Origin of the sequence: Prosthecobacter sp. (genome assembly GCF_034366625.1) — a bacterium.
Lineage (GTDB): Bacteria > Verrucomicrobiota > Verrucomicrobiia > Verrucomicrobiales > Verrucomicrobiaceae > Prosthecobacter.
Window position 1 is genome coordinate 1 of record NZ_JAXMIH010000005.1, and the last position, 14,461, is coordinate 14,461.

The window sequence follows — 14,461 nt, forward strand, 5'->3', positions numbered from 1 at the left end:
ACTTCGGGGAGCCGGCTAGCGGGCTTTGATCCGGAGGTGTCCGAACGGGGAAACCCAATATGGAAAACCCATATTACTCGGCGAAAGCCGGGAGCGTACCTGGGGAAGTGAAACATCTCAGTACCCAGAGGAAGATAAATAGAATAGATTCCGTGAGTAGCGGCGAGCGAAAGCGGAACAGCCTAAACCGGAAGTTTACTTCCGGGGTTCGGGGCCCGATGTGGTAGTTGAACAGTTAGGTGAAGCGAATGGAAAATCGCTCCAAAGAGGGTGAGAGGCCCGTAACCGAAAACTCGACAACGCCTAGGGATTCCCAGAGTAATACGATCCACGTGGCATTTCGTATGAATATGTGCCGACCACGGCATAAGGCTAAATACTCGCTAGTGACCGACAGTGAACAAGTACCGCGAGGGAAAGGTGAAAAGAACCGCCGTGAGCGGAGTGAAATAGTACCTGAAACCACATACCTACAAGGTGTCAGAGCCGGCTTGTCCGGTGATGGCGTGCCTTTTGCAAAATGAGTCTGCGAGTCAGTCTGTGTGGCAAGCCTAAGTCCTTCTGGGACGGAGGCGGAGCGAAAGCGAGTCCGAACAGGGCGATAAGTCGCACGGGCTGAACCCGAAGCGGAGGCGATCTACCCATGGCCAGGTTGAAGCGTTGGTAATACGACGTGGAGGACCGAACTGGTGAACCTTGAGACGTTCTCGGATGAGCTGTGGGTAGGAGTGAAAGGCTAATCAAGCCCCGTAATAGCTGGTTCTCCCCGAAATGTATTTAGGTGCAGCGTCATGCGCTGATCGAGGGGGGTAGAGCACTGAATGAGCTAGGGGGCACACCCGCCTACCAAACTCAATCAAACTCCGAATACCCTCGAATGTAGCATGGCAGTAAGACAGTGGGGGATAAGCTTCATTGTCGAAAGGGAAACAGCCCAGCCCTGCAGCTAAGGTGCCAAAATACCGCTCAGTGGAAAGGAAGTGAGATTTCATTGACAGTGAGGATGTTGGCTTAGAAGCAGCCACCATTTAAACAGTGCGTAATAGCTGACTCATCGAGAGATCTCGCGCCGAAAATGATTGGCGATAAGCGGTATACCGAAGCTCTGGATTGTACCGGCTACGGCCGGTGCAGTGGTAGGGGAGCGTTCTGAACACGTCGAAGCACGAAGGTGACTGACTGTGGAGCGTTCAGAAGTGAGGATGCAGACATAAGTAACGTTAAGGGCGGTGAAATCCCGCCCCGCCGTAAACCCAAGGTTTCCTGGGCAACGATATTCGTCCCAGGGTTAGTCGGGAGCTAAGTCAAGGCCGTATGGCGTCGGCGATGCACATTGGGTTAATATTCCCAAACCGGCTATGGTTAAACCACACGTGCGTGGAAATTGAGAAAGCATGCCGGCTGAAAGTGGCAGAAGGAGGCGGGGCAACCCAAATCCGGTCTTTTGATCCGACCACCGAGAAAAGCGTTGTGGCCCTTTCCATGGCCGCCCGTACCGCAAACCGACACAGGTGGGTGGGTAGAATATACCAAGGCGAAAGAGTGAAACCTCGTTAAGGAACTCTGCAATCTAGTCCCGTAACTTCGGAAGAAGGGATGCCCTCCTCGGAGGGTCGCAGTGAAAGGGGACAACCGACTGTTTATCAAAAACACAGCATTGTGCCAAGACGAAAGTCCAAGTATACGATGTGACACGTGACCAATGCGGAAAGATTAAGGCAAGGGGTTAGCCGCAAGGCGAAGCTCTGAACCTAAGTCCCCGTGAATGTCGGCCGTAACTATAACGGTCCTAAGGTAGCGAAATTCCTTGTCGGGTAAGTTCCGACCTGCACGAATCGTGTAACGAGTTGTCCGCTGTCTCAACGAGGGGCTCAGTGAAATTGTATTAGCAGTGAAGATGCTGCTTACCCGCAGAAGGACGGAAAGACCCTATGCACCTTAACTGTAAGCTGTCACTGGTCGTTTGGTTTCCATGCTTAGCGTAAGTGGAAGACTTTGAAGCGGTACTTTCGGGTATCGCAGAGTCGTCAATGAAACACCACCCTTGGGTATTGAACGATCTAACCGCAGTCCGTGAATCCGGATGTGGGACCATGTCAGCCGGTCAGTTTTACTGGGGCGGTATCCTCCCAAAGAGTAACGGAGGAGCGCGAAGGTTGGCTCAGCGTGGTTGGCAATCACGTGTTGAGTGCATTGGCATAAGCCAGCCTAACTGTGAGACCTACAAGTCGAACAGATGCGAAAGCAGGCCAAAGTGATCCGGTGGTTTAATGTGGAATTGCCATCGCTTAACGGACAAAAGGTACGCTAGGGATAACAGGCTGATTTCATCCAAGAGTTCATATCGACGATGAAGTTTGGCACCTCGATGTCGGCTCGTCGCATCCTGGGGCTGGAGAAGGTCCCAAGGGTCCGGCTGTTCGCCGGTTAAAGCGGCACGCGAGCTGGGTTCAGAACGTCGCGAGACAGTTCGGTCCTCTATCCTCTGTGGGCGCAGGAAAGTTGAGGGGTTCAATTCCTAGTACGAGAGGACCGGAATTGACGCACCTCTGGTGTTCCAGTTGTTCTGTCAAGAGCATCGCTGGGCAGCTATGTGCGGAAGGGATAAGCGCTGAAAGCATCTAAGCGCCAAGCCCATCCCAAGATAAGCTTTCCCTGAAGGATCGTGGAAGACTACCACGTTGATAGGCCACGGGTGCAAGCGCAGTAATGCGTTCAGCTTAGTGGTACTAATCATCCGTTTGTCTTACATTGTTCCATCTCAAACTGAAGCCTGGTTCTAAGGCTCAATTTGAATTCTATTCTTCCTATATGCAGTTGTCAGGGAACGTTTCCTGAAAGTGTCGTCAGACCTCGGTTCACACATCTAATACATGCTCGTGAGCCGCAGTCTGGTGACCATGGCACAGTGGTACCACCCGTTCCCATTCCGAACACGGAAGTGAAACGCTGTTGCGCCGATGATAGTATGGCGAAAGGCTATGCGAAAGTAGGACGTTGCCAGATTAAACATCACCCCGCATCTCGCAAGAGATGCGGGGTTTTTTGTGCTCACGGAAAACAGCACGGTCCTCAAAGTCACCCCAGAATTTTGGCTCAAAGGCTCATCAGAGCGCCATTCAGACGCGAGAAAGTCGCTGTTCGCTTAGTTCCGTTCCAGAGACAGCACAAAAATCAAGCGTCCGCCTTTCCACGCTGGTCCACCAATGAAAAGCGGACTTCCTGCGCGCAGAACCGCGTCACTCTTGACCAGCACTTGCTGCTCACGCCAGACTTGGAGATGAAGATTGACCCCGCCTTTATCAGCGGGGCCTTTGGAGTCGATCTTCAAGAACAAATCACGAGAAGGAACCACCCAGGATTCATACTCGCGAAAAATATCCTGTTGATGCTGGCCCAGTATCTCGAAATGCTTGAATGGAAAGACCTTGCCGAGCCGCTCATTGAGTTTGGGCAGATGTGCGGGGGCCTGCTCTCGTGCGCCTGTGAGCTGCGCAGCATCATTGGTGGCAAAAATCAAAGCGCCCCACACACGGCCATCGGTCGCAGCTTTGACTGCTAGATTTGGTTTGGGCGCGGTTGCTTCCTGCGCATCGGTTACCGCGCATAGGAATAGCAGGGAGAGAACTGGCAATAACGGCTTCATCCGCGTGGCGCTTGAGTCCATATCAGCGGATTCCCAGTGGCATCACGTGCAAGCAGGAGCACACGCGCACCCGATGCATCGTAGAATGTGGTCGAGGCCAGTTCCGGATCGATTTCCGTGCGATGAACACTGATACCCGAGACTTTGCGCTCGGCAGGAATGGCATCAAGTCCATCAAGCATCAGAACCGTGGCGTCTGCCGCATCGTCATGAAACGTGTGGGCGTGAACACTGACGTTGGGGGTGTAGGAACTCAGGATAAAACTCTCAGAATGACTGTCACCGGCAGGCTGAAGCAACAGGAAGCTCAAAACAGCCAGCGCTGCCGCACCTGTGGCGAACAACCATGGTTGACGCAGCCAGTTGAACAAAACAGCCAGGCCCACTTTGCCATTCGGTTCGGCTCTCGTGTTTCCCATCTCCAGTTGTGCAATGCGAACCTGAATCTGTGAATTGAAAAAATCCTCGTGGGGAACTTTTAATTCGGCAGGCAGGTGGGCACGGATGCCCGCGCTCAATTCGCGCAGTCCTTTTGCCTCCTTGGCGAGTACAGGATCTTGTTTGAGCCGCTCCTCAAATGAGGTGCGTTCTGCTTCGCTCATCTCGCCATCCAGCCAGCGGATGAGGTCATGGTCTTCAGAGGGTGGTTTCATAAACGTCTTGGAGTTGTTCCTGAAGTTTCTTGCGTGCGTAAAACAGGCGCGACATCACAGTGCCCAGCGAACAAGGAACCGTTGCGGCGATCTCCTCGTAGGCAAGTCCTTCGACTTCGCGCAGCACAATAACCTGTCGGTGCTCCGGTGAAAGCCTGGAGATTGCCGCCTGGATGCGCTGGCCGAGCTCTGCATTTCGTAAAGCTGCATCTGGAGCGGTGTCTCCCTTGGGGGTTGTCTCAGCCCCGGCTGCAGCACGGTGTTCCGTGCGTTCGTCATCGAATTCGCCATCACCCTGGATTTTCTTCTTTCTCAGCCAGTCGTAACTGACGTTGTGGGCAATGCGGTACAGCCAAGTGTAGAAACCGGCATCCAGTTTGAAATTGGGAAGTGCGCGCCATGCCTTAATAAAGGCCTCCTGTGCGAGGTCCCATGCTTCGGTTTCATTCTGGATGAGATGGTAGGTCATGGCATAGATCCTCCCACGATAGCGGGTGACGAGAACGTCAAAGGCTCGTGTGTCGCCCGCTTGGCTGCGTTTGACCAAGTCGATGTCAGGGACTTCGCCAAGGTCAGTCGCGGCTGAGGCAGGCATGGATGTTAGTGGCGGAGGATGGACGGCCTTAGACCGGGGAAAATTCAAATCGAAGGCCGTTTGGATGCAAAAACGTGCCGGACGTTGAATCAGGGGATTTTCAAGCTCTGCCCAGGACGTATCAGATCGCCACTGAGACTGTTGGCGGCTTTGATTTTCGCCACCGTGCTGCCTTTTTTCCGTGCGATGGCAGAGAGAGTGTCACCTTTTGCGACAGTGTATCTGGACCCGGAGGATTTCTTGGCGGCTGATTTCGATGGGGTCGACTTCTTCTTGGCGGAACTACTGGAGGCCGTGGTCTTTTTGGGCGTGGCGGAAGCATTGGAGGGGGTCGACTTCTTCGATCCGCTGAAAGCATAGGGGTCTGCAGGAGGTTCCGGCTGCACCGGAGCGAGAGGAGCTGGCGGCGTCTGATATTTAGGGGCCGCAGCTGACGCGTAGCCACTTTGGCCTGGGTAGGGGTTGTAGTGTCCGTCGTTGCCGTAGTTGGAAGCATAGGGATCACTGCTTCCACCTTGTTTCGTGTTTTCACAGGAAGCCAAGGCGAGAGAAAGAGTCGTCAGCGCGAATAAACGAAATGCAGTCATGATGATGGGGATGTTCAGGCCTGCGAACCTCCATGGAAAGAGACCAATGCATTAATGAGATCGGGCGCTCCCTTTTCAATGCCAATTTTGTCCGCGTTGCCCTCACTTTGCGATCCAGGTAGCCGGGCGAAATAGATCGCTTGCCATCTTCGTTCACGCCTGCCCGGCAAATCTCCCGACACAGACCTTGCCAATTCGCCTGCTCTTCCCTAGCTTTACGGCCCACCACATGAAAATCGGATTCAATCTTCTGCTCTATACCGGCCACGTCACCGAGGCGAACTACCCAGTCATCGAAAAACTCAAGGCCACCGGCTACGATGGCGTGGAAGTCCCGATTTTTGACGTCAGCACCCCGGCGCACTTCAAAGGCATCGGCCAAGTGCTCAAGGACAATGGCTTGGAATGTACCGCCGTCACCGTGCTGCCAGATGAAACGCACAACGCCATCAGCCCCGTCGCCGCGAACCGCCAGGGAGCCATCGATCACCTCAAGCGCGTCATTGAATGCGCTCACAATGCCGGTGTGCAGACCCTTTGCGGCCCGTATTATCAGGTGCTCGGTCAGTTCACGGGTGCGTTCCCTTCGGAAGCCGAACTCGCAGGAGCCGCTGAAGTCCATCGCGCCATCGCCCCTGTTGCCGAGGCCGCAGGCGTGAAATGCGCCATCGAAGCGCTCAACCGCTTCGAGTCCCACCTGCTCAACACCATGGAGCAGGCCGCCGCTTATGTGAAGCGCGTCGATCACCCGAACTTCGGCACGATGTACGACACCTTCCACGCGAACATCGAAGAAAAGAACCCGCTCAAGGCCATCGATACCGTCTTCGCCACCGGCAAGCTCAACCACGTGCATATCTCCGAGAACGATCGCGGCACGCCCGGTCGCGGCCACATCAACATCGTCGAGCAGATCAAGCATCTCAAAAAGATCGGCTATGACGGCTGGATGACCATCGAGGCATTCGGCAGCGCCCTGCCGGATCTCGCCGCCGCCACCCGCGTCTGGCGCGATTTCTTCCCCAGCACCGAGCAAGTTTACACCGAAGGCTACGCGCTCATCAAAAACGCGCTGGCTTGATTTTAGAGATCATCGAACAACCCATCCATTCCATCCATGAACACACCGACCACCCCCCCCGCAGCGGCCACGTCACGCCGCCAGTTTATCGGCACCACAGCCGCCGCCAGCGCCCTCACTGTCGCCCAATCCGCCTGGGCCGCAGGCAGCGATGAAATCAAAGTCGGCCTCATCGGCTGCGGCGGTCGTGGCACCGGTGCCGCCAGCCAGGCCCTCAGCACCAGTCAGCAGGGTGTCACGCTCCACGCCGTCGCCGATGCCTTCAAAGAAAAGGCCGACGGCGCCCTCAGCAACCTGCGGAACAAAAACCCCGAGAAGGTGAAAGTCGACGACTCCCGCATCTTCGCCGGTCCTGACGCCTACCAGAAAGTCATCGAAAGCTGCGACCTCGTCATCCTCACCACGCCTCCCGGCTTCCGCCCGTATCATTTCGAGGCCGCTGTGAACGCTGGCAAAAACATCTTCATGGAAAAACCCGTCGCCGTCGATGCCCCCGGCGTGCGTAAAGTTCTCGAAATGGCCAAAGTCGCCGACGAGAAGAACCTCAAAGTCGTCGTCGGCCTCCAGCGCCGTTACCAGAATTGCTACAAGGAAGCCCTCACTCAGGTCAAGGAACAGGGCATCATCGGCGATATCACTGGTGGCCAGGTTTACTGGAACGGCGGCGGCATCTGGTTCCGCGACAAGCGCCCCGACCAGTCCGAGCTCATGTACCAAATCAACAACTGGTACTTCTTCACCTGGCTCTGCGGCGACCACATCAACGAGCAGCACATCCACAACATCGACGTCGCCAACTGGTTCATCGGCGGCCATCCCGTCAGCGCCCAGGGCATGGGCGGCCGCATGCAGCGTGTGGAGAAGAAATTCGGTCAAATCTACGACCACCACTACGTCGAGTACACCTATGAAAACGGTGTCCGCATCAACAGCCAGTGCCGCCACCAGTCCGGCGTCTCCAACGCTGTGCGTGAGGAATTCACCGGCACCAAAGGCAAGATCTACCTCGACAACAGCGGGCGCTGCTACGCCAACAACCACAAGGGCGAAACCATCTGGAAATACCGTCCGGGTGGCAAGGACATCGGCGAAGCCAAGGGCAAGGCCGCCAAGCGCCTCGATCCCGATCCATACCAGACCGAGCATGACACTCTCCAGGCCGCGATTCGCGAGAACAAACCGCTCAACAATGCTTACTACGGCGCCGAAAGCACCATGACCGCCGTCATGGGCCGCATGGCCACCTACTCCGGCAAGGAATTGAAGTGGGACGAAGTCCTGAACTCCAAAGTTCAGCACATGCCCAACATCATCACCCTGGAGTCCGAGCCACCCGTCAAGACCGATGCTGACGGCTGGTATCCCATCGCCATCCCCGGCAAGGACATCCCCGGCGCTCCCGTCGTCTAATTAATTCGACAGCCAAACTCATCAGCCCCGGCCGCAGCCATGCGCCGGGGCTTTTTTGTATGGTTGTCCCGGCTTTAGCCGGTTCCGGAAAATCAGACCAGCCGCAACTCCAAACCTCCGCCTTCCGTGTGTTCTGTGTATTCCCTGGTCCAAATCTCTTGCCAATCCCGCGTTCCATTCGCTACAACCGCACCGTCATGAACTCCAACCGCCGCACCTTCCTCACCAGCTTCGCCGTTTCCGCCGCCACCACGACCCTCCTTGCCCGCGATTGGTCCGGCAAAACACCCGAACGCTATCCTGACCCCGACGTCATCGCGCTTGATCCCGCTTTTGAAAAACTGATCCAGGGCAACGCGCCCATTCGCCGTCTCCACACCGGTATGCTCTGGGCCGAAGGTCCCGCCTGGAACGGCAGCGGCAACTACCTTGTCTTCAGCGACATCCCCAATAACGCCCAGATGCGTTACCTCCCCGAAGACGGCCATGTCTCCGTCATGCGCAACAACGCCAACAACAGCAACGGCAACACCTTTGACCTCCAGGGCCGCCAGATCAGCTTCGAGCACGGCACGCGCCGTGTCGTACGCTACGAACTCGACGGCAAGATCACCGTCCTTGCCGAAAAATTTGATGGCAAGCCTCTCAATGCCCCCAACGACGGCGCGGTGCATCCCGACGGCTCCATCTGGTTCACCGATCCCGGCTACGGCAGCATGATGGACTACGAGGGCAACAAAGGTGAGCTTCTTCTCAAAGAAGCCGTCTATCGCATCGACCCCGGCGGCGAGATCACCAAAGTCACCGAGGATTTGACCAAACCCAACGGCCTCTGTTTCTCCCCCGACTACAAGAAGCTCTACATCGTCGATACCGGCGCGCCCAAAAACATCCGCGTCTATGACGTGGACGGGGCCAGCCTGAAAAACGGCAAGGTTTTCGCCACCAACAAAGGCCAGCTCGCGGACCCCAAGGGCAAAGGCAATTCCGACGGCGTCCGCTGCGACATCGAAGGCAACCTCTGGGCCAGCGCCGGCTGGATCGGCGACGGCTACGACGGCGTCCACGTCTTCAACCCCGAAGGCAAGCTCATCGGTTTCATCAAACTCCCCGAAACCGCCAGCAACGTCTGCTTCGGCGGCCAAAAGCGGAACCGCCTCTTCATCACCGCTTCGCAGAGCCTCTACTCGGTGTATGTGAACACGCGTGGTGCGCATCATTGCTGACGCAAAGCTGCCGCGTAGCGGAAAACTTACGTTTTCCGCTGCTCGTCGGCAGGCTCACGCCAGCCGCCACGATCATGCCCTCCACTTGCCCGCATCGCCAGCTCCGCGTATGAAGCGGCATGGATGAATCCTACACCCAGCGCTTCGGCGGCATCGGACGGCTCTATGGAGCCGCAGTGTTGCCACGTCTCGCAGCAGCACACGTCGCCATCATCGGCGTTGGCGGTGTCGGCTCCTGGGTCGTCGAAGCACTCGCCCGCAGCGGCATTGGCGAGCTGACGTTGATCGACATGGACGATGTCTGCATCACGAACACGAATCGACAGCTTCCTGCCCTCGCGCATACTGTCGGACAGTCCAAAGTGGACGTGCTGGCCACCCGTGTGGCCGAAATCAATCCCGCCTGCCGTGTGAATCGCGTCATCGAGTTCCTCACCGAGTCGAACGTGGACCGCCTGCTCGCGCCGGATTTCGATTTCGTCGTCGATGCCGTCGATCGCACCTCCATCAAGGCCCTGATCATCGCCAAATGCCACGCACGCGGCTTGCGCGTGATCACCTCCGGCTCCGCCGGTGGTCGGCGTGATCCCGCCGTTATCAAAATTGCCGATCTCGGCCACGCCGGGGCCGATCCGTTGCTCCGAGGCGTGCGCCAGAGCCTCCGCCGCGACCACGGCTTCGCCAAAAGCGAGCAGCATCGTCCCGTGACGATGAACGTTCCATGCGTCTTCTCCACCGAGAAGCCGGTTTACCCCTGGGCCGACGGTTCCTGCTCCCTTGAACCCGAACAAGGCGCCGAAACCGGCCTCCGCCTCGACTGCGCCGCAGGCTTCGGGGCGGCAACATTCGTCACTGGCACGTTTGGCTTCATGCTCGCGGCGGAAGTGGTGCGGCGTCTGACGAAGGTGAATTGAATCACTTCTCCACCGGCTTGCCCGCGGCTTCCCAGCCAGCGAAGCCTTCATCCAAGTGGATCAGGTGTTCGAAGCCGAGTTTTTCGAAGGTTTTCAAGGCGCGGGTGCTGCGACCACCGGACTGGCAGTGGACGAGGGTGGGCTGGGTTTTGTCGAGTTTGGCGAGCTGGGTCTCGAAGTCGTTGGCCATGATGTCGATGTTTTTGGCGCCTTTGATGTGGCCGTCTTTGAACTCGTCGGCGGTGCGTACGTCGATGATGGCGACTTTGCCTTCGGCGATGATCTTGGCGGCTTCGTCGGCTTTGACGTGCTTGGCTTTATCTTCAGCGAAGACGAACGCGGGAATGAACAGGAGGAGGGTGGTGAGGAGGGTTTTCATGTTTGTGTGAAGGGTTATGAGTTACGGGTGATGGGGTTCATGTGGCGCAATGGACTTCGACGGGCATGCGGCTGAGACGTTGGTAGAGGCGGCGGCGGGCGAGGATGGGCCACCAGCGGTAGAGATAGATGTCGAGCGGCTTCCACATGGCGACCCAGCCGATGATGGTGAGGCCTTCACGGGCGACGGTCTGCCAATTTCCTTCCGGCGGGGTGAGCAATGTGGCGGCGAATTCACAGAGGGCGAGGAAGGCCAGTCCTACGAGGAACGCGGCACGGCCTTCGCGCATGAGACGCTTGAACTCACGCAGAGCCATGTTCGCACGGTAGTCAAAGTAGTGTGCGACGGAGTCGGCGACGAGCTTCTGCGAGTCGGCGGCATCGGCGGGATGTTTCGCCAGATGCACGAGGAGCTTCAAGTCATGCTGCTTGGGATGCTCCTGCGCCCAACTGACGATGAACTCCTCGGCATCGTGATCCAGATCGCGCTCATGGAACGGCGAGGGGTCCATGGAGTTGAACAACTGGTTCAATTCCGTGAGCTTGACCTCGATGAGTCCGGTCATGAGCGCGATTGAATGAGAGGCTTACGCCTTCTTTGCAGCGGCATACTGCTTCGCCACTTCGGCCCAGTTCACCACATTCCACCAAGCGGCGATGTAGTCAGGACGTTTGTTTTGATATTTGAGATAGTAGGCGTGCTCCCAGACATCAAGGCCGAGGATCGGGGTGCCTAGATTTTCGTCTTCGAGGATGCCTTTCATGAGCGGGTTGTCCTGGTTTGGCGTGGAGGTGACTTTGAGCGTGCCGTCCTTGGTGACGATGAGCCAAGCCCAGCCGGAGCCGAAGCGCTTCGTGCCGGCCTCGCTGAAGAGTTTTTTGAAGTCGTCGATGCTGGTGAAGGTGCTCTGGATCGCCTCGCCGAGCTTGCCTTCGGGGCCTTTGGGGCCGCTGCCGGCGGGGGCCATCCATTTCCAGAACCAGGTGTGGTTCACATGGCCGCCACCGTTGTTGCGGATGAGCATGCGCTGGGCCTCGGGGACGGCTTTGAGGTCGGAAATCAGGGCGACAGGGTCGGTTTTGTCCACGCTGGCGGCCTTGAGGGCGTCGCCGAGATTTTTGATATAGGCGGCGTGGTGCTTGCTGAAGTGGATATTCATCGTCATCGCGTCGATGTGCGGCTCCAAGGCCTCAGGCGCGTAGGGCAGGGGAGATTGAGTGAGATCCAGCGCGTGGCTGCTGGCTGGGACGATGAGAGATCCCGCCAGGGCGGCGGTGCTGGTGGTGAGGAAAACGCGGCGGTTCATGATGAGAGTGAGGTTGAGATAGGGCCTGAGGATACGAAGGAGGCCGGGCCGATGTCACGGTTAAAGTGATGCGTGCAAAGCTTTGCCGTCGTGGTAGCATCCGCCCGTCATGGCCGCAGTCACCCATCCCCCCGAGTGGACCACTCCGCAGTCCTCCTTTCGTTCGCGCGACGATTGGAGCCTGAAATGGTGGGTGATGTTCGCGCTGATCCTCTCCGTGGTGTTTCACATGCTGCTGGTGGTCGGTTTCGACTTCCTGGGCGTGTCGGGTTTGCAGCCCGTGCAGCCACGTCAGGTGCCGGAGCGCATCCGCATCAGCGAGCAGTTGCTGAAGGATCAGCAGGCCATTCAGCAAATTCCCGAAACCATCGCGCCGGGCAATGTGCCGGACATGAAGGCCTTTGAGCCGAAACTGGACGATTTCGACAAGCTGCAGGAGTTGCCGGCAAACCAGGAGATCGACCTCACGCCGAATGTGAAGGAGATCACGAACTTCATCCGCGCCAACGATCCTGGCGATGGTGCTCCCGGTTCACCGAAGGCCACGGACATGGCGAAGCTGCTTGCGCCGCAAGCCATGGCCGCGCCCGACATCGCTGCCGAGATGGCCAGCGTGCGCCGCGAAGTGCTGTCGAAGCCGGTTTCCGAAAAACAAATGCTGCTTGATGCCGGAGCGCTCGATCCTGGCCAGGGCGGCAAGATGGACAGCGGATTGCTCGATGCCGTGAAAAGCCAGGGCACGGCGACCGCCGCAGGCGCACGTGTGAAGGGATTCAGCAATCTCGATGATCTCCTCGGTGGTGGCGGCAAGATGGGCGGCAGCACCGCGCCGATTCTGATGCCCACCGACCTGCTCTTTGAGTACGGCAGCGATCAACTCGCCGAAGCTGCCCGCCTCAGCCTCATGAAGCTCGGTTTCCTCATTCAAAAGAACCCGGACTCGCTGTTTATCATCGAAGGCCATACCGACAGCTTCGGTGGCGAGGATTTCAATTTCGAACTCAGCATCCGCCGCGCGAACGCCGTGGTGGCGTGGCTGCGTGAATCGCTCGGCCTTGGCAGTGATCGCATTCAGGCGATGGGCATGGGCAAATCGAAGCCCATCGTCAGTGTCGCCGGCACCGTGGAGCAGCAGGGCCTGAACCGCCGCGTGGAGATCAAGGTGCGGCCGAAAAAATAACCACCTCACGTCAACCTCGCAGCACGCATGCCGGTCAAATCCGTGTTTCTGCATCTCACTAGGCTTTGGCTGAGCGGTGGCCGCTGGGTGGTGATGTTCGCGTGTTTGGTTTTCTTTGCCTGGTGCTACATGCGGGCGTTTCAACGGCAAGGCGAGGCTGGTGCAAGCATCCACGAGCAAGAACGGATGTATCTGAATGCCGCCATCGAAACGCGGCGTGATCTGACACCGGATTTTTCCAAAGGTGTCTCCAAGCCGCTGAACGACTGGCTGCCGCATCACACGGATGGTGTCGTGCGCCCGCTGTGGCCGTGGCTTGCCGCGTGGAGCGTTGCTGCCGATCATGTTCCAGCCTCCTCCTTGAGCGTTGAGGATCAGCGCGTGCTGCGCTCTGGCAAACGCTGGCTCTTTGGTCTGAGCCTTGGATTTCTGCTGATGCTTGGCCTGGCTGCGGCGCGGGTATTTTCGGTGCCTGCGGCCCTGTTGACAATCCTGACGATCGGTTTTGGTGTGCTGCTGCCTTCGGCGGCGATGTTTTCCCCCGACGTGCTTTTTCAGCTCCTGTTTCTGCTCACCTGGGTGTGCTGCATCGCCGCGTTGAAGCGCAATTCGCTCTGGCTCTACGGTGTGATCGGTTTTTTCTCCGCTCTGGCCAATCTCGCGTTGCCTTCGGCGACGTCGCTGGTCCTCGTCTTCATTTTCGTGAGCACCCTGCGCTGGCTGTGGGGCATGATCCTGGCGTATTGGTCGCAGGAAGGCGGCACGACGCTCTGGGTGTGGCGCAATCATTGGCTGGGCATGATCTTGCTCGTCGTCTGTCACCTGATCACCGTGGGACCGATGCTGGCGCACTCAAAGGAGAAGCTGGGAGATGCCGCGCCGTTTTTCTGGCGCTGGTTTGACGATGAAAACGCCATGCGCCAGTGGACGGCCGCGCATCAAACCCGCGAGGCTTTGCAAGCGGTGCCTGTGGGCGAGGTGCCAAGTTATGCAAACTACCTTGAATCCCACGCGCCGGATGCGGTCAGCGCACGGTTGAGCCAAGGAAGCATGAAAATGATCGAATCCGTGCTGCAATGGCCATGGAGCTTCGATTCACTGCCCCAGGAGCGCGGTGTTTTTGTCGCCGTTCTGGCGGCTGTCTTGATCTTGCTCATCCTCATCGTCTGGTTCGTGGCGCCGCGTGCTTCACATGCCGGTCAGGCGCTGCATCCCGAGACTGCGCCGCTGGTTTTTTTCACCGTGCTGGCTTTCGTGGTCTGCATGCTCGACTTCGGCTGGGACATGTCGGTTTTGACGTGGGGGAACCGCCATCTCGCCCTGTATCCACCGCTTGTGCTCAGCCTGCTGTGGGCCAGCGAGTCCCTCGTGCATCGCGCCCGGCGGCGGAAGATGCGCCTGCCAGTTTTTGTGGTCTATGAGATGATTTTGTGGGCGCTCTCCGTTCTGGTCGTCTTGCGCGCGTGATCGTGTTCTTGCAGCCC

13 protein-coding genes and 2 rRNA genes are annotated in these 14,461 nt (G+C 57.7%); 8 read left to right on the plus strand and 7 right to left on the minus strand.

The features are described 5' to 3' along the window. Nucleotides 1–2,754, plus strand: a 23S ribosomal RNA gene (locus tag U1A53_RS00925); the annotation flags it as partial. Between the two features lie 136 nt (nt 2,755–2,890). Next, nucleotides 2,891–3,006 (plus strand): 5S ribosomal RNA (gene rrf / locus U1A53_RS00930). Between the two features lie 139 nt (nt 3,007–3,145). Here the strand turns inward: rrf and U1A53_RS00935 are convergent. The 4 genes from U1A53_RS00935 to U1A53_RS00950 all read right to left on the minus strand — a co-directional run bounded on the left by U1A53_RS00935 (nt 3,146) and on the right by U1A53_RS00950 (nt 5,481). Continuing rightward, nucleotides 3,146–3,646 (minus strand): hypothetical protein, encoded by a 501-nt coding sequence (locus U1A53_RS00935; protein ID WP_322278352.1) that lies wholly within the window; start codon nt 3,644–3,646, stop codon nt 3,146–3,148. After that, complete coding sequence (locus U1A53_RS00940) at nt 3,643–4,299, minus strand: hypothetical protein (RefSeq protein ID WP_322278356.1); 657 nt, start codon at nt 4,297–4,299, stop codon at nt 3,643–3,645. The genes U1A53_RS00935 and U1A53_RS00940 overlap by 4 nt, the downstream gene beginning before the upstream one ends. Beyond that, nucleotides 4,283–4,894 carry a sigma-70 family RNA polymerase sigma factor gene (locus tag U1A53_RS00945; RefSeq protein WP_322278361.1) on the minus strand — a complete coding sequence of 204 codons (612 nt, stop codon included), beginning with the start codon at nt 4,892–4,894 and terminating at the stop codon, nt 4,283–4,285. Before U1A53_RS00945 ends, U1A53_RS00940 begins: the two co-directional genes overlap by 17 nt. A gap of 89 nt (nt 4,895–4,983) precedes the next feature. After that, a complete protein-coding gene (locus U1A53_RS00950; RefSeq protein ID WP_322278363.1) occupies nt 4,984–5,481 on the minus strand; it encodes a LysM peptidoglycan-binding domain-containing protein in 498 nt (165 codons plus the stop codon). A gap of 229 nt (nt 5,482–5,710) precedes the next feature. Between U1A53_RS00950 and U1A53_RS00955 the strand changes: the two genes are divergently transcribed. From U1A53_RS00955 to U1A53_RS00970, 4 genes are all read left to right on the plus strand, one after another. Then, nucleotides 5,711–6,562 (plus strand): sugar phosphate isomerase/epimerase family protein, encoded by an 852-nt coding sequence (locus tag U1A53_RS00955; RefSeq protein ID WP_322278365.1) that lies wholly within the window; start codon nt 5,711–5,713, stop codon nt 6,560–6,562. Nucleotides 6,563–6,598: 36 nt separating this feature from the next. Next, nucleotides 6,599–7,972 carry a Gfo/Idh/MocA family oxidoreductase gene (locus U1A53_RS00960; RefSeq protein ID WP_322278369.1) on the plus strand — a complete coding sequence of 458 codons (1,374 nt, stop codon included), beginning with the start codon at nt 6,599–6,601 and terminating at the stop codon, nt 7,970–7,972. A gap of 197 nt (nt 7,973–8,169) precedes the next feature. Beyond that, nucleotides 8,170–9,198, plus strand: coding sequence for an SMP-30/gluconolactonase/LRE family protein (locus U1A53_RS00965; RefSeq protein ID WP_322278372.1), 1,029 nt, complete (start codon nt 8,170–8,172; stop codon nt 9,196–9,198). Nucleotides 9,199–9,317: 119 nt separating this feature from the next. Beyond that, complete coding sequence (locus U1A53_RS00970) at nt 9,318–10,112, plus strand: tRNA threonylcarbamoyladenosine dehydratase (RefSeq protein WP_322278375.1); 795 nt, start codon at nt 9,318–9,320, stop codon at nt 10,110–10,112. A 1-nt stretch (nt 10,113) separates the two neighbouring features. Here the strand turns inward: U1A53_RS00970 and U1A53_RS00975 are convergent, their stop codons facing one another. From U1A53_RS00975 to U1A53_RS00985, 3 genes are read right to left on the minus strand one after another with little or no spacing between them, the layout of a single operon-like run. After that, nucleotides 10,114–10,491, minus strand: coding sequence for a rhodanese-like domain-containing protein (locus U1A53_RS00975; protein WP_322278378.1), 378 nt, complete (start codon nt 10,489–10,491; stop codon nt 10,114–10,116). Nucleotides 10,492–10,528: 37 nt separating this feature from the next. Beyond that, entirely contained in the window at nt 10,529–11,056 is a 528-nt protein-coding gene (locus U1A53_RS00980) for a hypothetical protein (protein WP_322278381.1), read from the minus strand. Between the two features lie 21 nt (nt 11,057–11,077). Next, a complete protein-coding gene (locus U1A53_RS00985) occupies nt 11,078–11,797 on the minus strand; it encodes a superoxide dismutase (protein WP_322278387.1) in 720 nt (239 codons plus the stop codon). 109 nt (nt 11,798–11,906) lie between these two features. Here U1A53_RS00985 and U1A53_RS00990 point away from each other — a divergent pair, with 109 nt between their 5' ends. Next, entirely contained in the window at nt 11,907–12,977 is a 1,071-nt protein-coding gene (locus U1A53_RS00990) for an OmpA family protein (RefSeq protein WP_322278390.1), read from the plus strand. Between the two features lie 27 nt (nt 12,978–13,004). Continuing rightward, nucleotides 13,005–14,444 carry a hypothetical protein gene (locus U1A53_RS00995; protein WP_322278394.1) on the plus strand — a complete coding sequence of 480 codons (1,440 nt, stop codon included), beginning with the start codon at nt 13,005–13,007 and terminating at the stop codon, nt 14,442–14,444. The last annotated feature ends 17 nt before the right edge of the window (nt 14,445–14,461 follow it).

Bases quoted from the DNA above. Each gene is read 5' to 3' on its own strand.
- U1A53_RS00945 (WP_322278361.1), bottom strand. From the start codon at position 4,894: ATGCCTGCCTCAGCCGCGACTGACCTTGGCGAAGTCCCTGACATCGAC.
- U1A53_RS00990 (WP_322278390.1), top strand. From the start codon at position 11,907: ATGGCCGCAGTCACCCATCCCCCCGAGTGGACCACTCCGCAGTCCTCC.
- U1A53_RS00955 (WP_322278365.1), top strand. From the start codon at position 5,711: ATGAAAATCGGATTCAATCTTCTGCTCTATACCGGCCACGTCACCGAG.
- U1A53_RS00940 (WP_322278356.1), bottom strand. From the start codon at position 4,299: ATGAAACCACCCTCTGAAGACCATGACCTCATCCGCTGGCTGGATGGC.
- U1A53_RS00960 (WP_322278369.1), top strand. From the start codon at position 6,599: ATGAACACACCGACCACCCCCCCCGCAGCGGCCACGTCACGCCGCCAG.
- U1A53_RS00980 (WP_322278381.1), bottom strand. From the start codon at position 11,056: ATGACCGGACTCATCGAGGTCAAGCTCACGGAATTGAACCAGTTGTTC.
- U1A53_RS00975 (WP_322278378.1), bottom strand. From the start codon at position 10,491: ATGAAAACCCTCCTCACCACCCTCCTCCTGTTCATTCCCGCGTTCGTC.
- U1A53_RS00985 (WP_322278387.1), bottom strand. From the start codon at position 11,797: ATGAACCGCCGCGTTTTCCTCACCACCAGCACCGCCGCCCTGGCGGGA.
- U1A53_RS00965 (WP_322278372.1), top strand. From the start codon at position 8,170: ATGAACTCCAACCGCCGCACCTTCCTCACCAGCTTCGCCGTTTCCGCC.
- U1A53_RS00995 (WP_322278394.1), top strand. From the start codon at position 13,005: ATGCCGGTCAAATCCGTGTTTCTGCATCTCACTAGGCTTTGGCTGAGC.
- U1A53_RS00935 (WP_322278352.1), bottom strand. From the start codon at position 3,646: ATGAAGCCGTTATTGCCAGTTCTCTCCCTGCTATTCCTATGCGCGGTA.
- U1A53_RS00970 (WP_322278375.1), top strand. From the start codon at position 9,318: ATGGATGAATCCTACACCCAGCGCTTCGGCGGCATCGGACGGCTCTAT.
- U1A53_RS00950 (WP_322278363.1), bottom strand. From the start codon at position 5,481: ATGACTGCATTTCGTTTATTCGCGCTGACGACTCTTTCTCTCGCCTTG.